This window comes from Myroides sp. C15-4 (genome assembly GCF_050522745.1).
Taxonomy (GTDB): Bacteria; Bacteroidota; Bacteroidia; order Flavobacteriales; family Flavobacteriaceae; genus Flavobacterium.
In genome coordinates this window covers 1-2,027 of sequence record NZ_JBMVQX010000083.1, presented here as the reverse complement: position 1 = coordinate 2,027, position 2,027 = coordinate 1, and the positions used below count along the sequence as shown (strand labels likewise).

Annotated in this window: 1 protein-coding gene; it reads right to left on the bottom strand. The window is 43.3% G+C overall.

Annotated features, from left to right (window positions below):
• Positions 1 to 1,913, bottom strand: a 1,913-nt coding sequence (locus tag ACPDHL_RS16150; RefSeq protein ID WP_430533728.1) for an OmpA family protein, incomplete at its 3' end; no start/stop codon positions are given.
• Between the last annotated feature and the right edge of the window lie 114 nt (positions 1,914 to 2,027).

The following is a 2,027-nucleotide window of genomic DNA, read 5'->3' as shown; positions in this document are numbered from 1 at the left end:
TATTTAATGATGACAAACTCACTTCGTCTGTTGATCGCGTGATCTTCTTCTGAACAGTTCGATTTGCAATCTATTTTTGGTTCACTTGCTCCGTATCCTTGAGATTCTAAGCGGTAGGCTTCAATGCCTTTCGACAATACATACTGAACCGTTGTTTTAGCTCTATTCTCTGATAGCTTCTGGTTGTAAGTAGCACTTCCGCGGTTGTCCGTGTGAGCACCTACTTTGATGCGCAGCTGTGGATTGCGCTTCATCACCTTCACTAGCTTATCCAATTCAAACGCCCCTTGTTGGGTGATATTCGAGCGGTCAAACTCGAAGTAAATATCCCCTAAGATGATCTCGTCTTTGGTTACAATCACCTCGATTGGACGAAGACCTACATTCACTAACTGACGACCCCCTTTGCGGTTCAAGGGAACTTCAATCGACTTGCCTTCAAAATCCTCTTTGTCTACCTGTAAGTGGTAAAACTTATCACAATCCACCACGTATTCCACAATACCACGACGATCCGTAAACTTCGTCTCGATCAAGTTCTTGCGATCATCAAAGATATCTACACGAGCACCTTCTAAAATCTTACCTGTATCTTTATGGGTTACTGTTACATACATTTCTGTATTACAAACCGGTTTCGCTTTGTAGATGTCATCGCGCCCAATGCGGTTGGTTGAAAAGAATCCAATGTCTTTACCTGGGTAGAACGAAAATGCGAAATCATCTTTAGCCGTGTTGATCGGAGCCCCTAAGTTCTTCGGCTCTGCCTGTGGAATAGCTAAGTCAACCACATAAACATCCAAGCCTCCAAATCCCTTGCGTGAATCCGATGCAAAGTACAACTTACCATCTTCAGAGATAAAAGGAAACGATTCCCTACCTTCGGTGTTGATCTGACTACCCATATTAACAGGCGTTCCATAGTTGCCATCCGAATCAATATCCACTTTCCAAATATCCGTGCTACCCATCGTGCCTGGCATATCAGATGAGAAGTACAACGTACGTCCATCCTTGCTCACACTAGGGTTACTTACCGAGTAATCACTACCGTTGAAAGGAACAGGTTCAAAGTCCGTCCACTTGTCTTTCTTTCTTGTTGCGCGGAAAACACTTACTTTTCCTAACTTCACAAGCTTGGCTTTGTTCTTAACAAACTTACCCGCTCGGAAACTCTCCGTGGCAAAGTACATCGTCTGTCCATCCCCTGTAACGGTAGCTGGACCATCGTGATACTTCGTATTCAACTCCGAAACAGGTTCTACATCGTATAACGGATCATCTGCGTTTTTGTATTTCGCTTGGTAGATATCCAAATACCCTTGGTTATCCCAGCCATACTTCTTCTTCGAGTCGTTACCAGCACGAGTAGACGCAAAGTAAAGCGTGTCGCCCGTAGTTAAAAAAGCGCCGAAATCATTCCCCTGACGATCATTGATCCCCGATTCTTCATAGGTAAACAACTCCTCTTGCTCGCGCAATCTTGGAATGTAATCTGGCTCGCGTAAAAATGCAATAGCGCGTTGATCCTCTGGATTGCGCTCCGCAAATTTCTTCATAGCCGCATTAGATGACTCATAACGACCACTGGCCTTGAGCATCTGAGCAAAGCGGTAGTAAAGCTCGGAATCTAAACTCGGATCCTTCTCCAAGGCTTTACCGTAGTACTTCGCCGCTTCAACCGTATTGAAGATATTGTAGTAACAATCTGCTAATTGTAAATAAATATAATTATCTGTCTTGGCTCCGCGGATCAGCTTCTGATACACCTTAGCCGCTTCAACAAACTCATAGCGGTTATAGTGTTCATTGGCAATCTCCAAGGGAGGCTTGATTGGCTCTTGAGCACTTATACTTTGTGTGGACAAAAGACCTCCCAATAACAGACTTAAATAAACCTTTCTTATTTTCATTGTATGTGTGTTTGGCTTTTAGAAATAACGAGACGAACTAGATACTTTCTTAGATAAGAAAATGTCATACAACACCATAAACTCATGCGATCCTTTGGCTACTTTATTGATGTC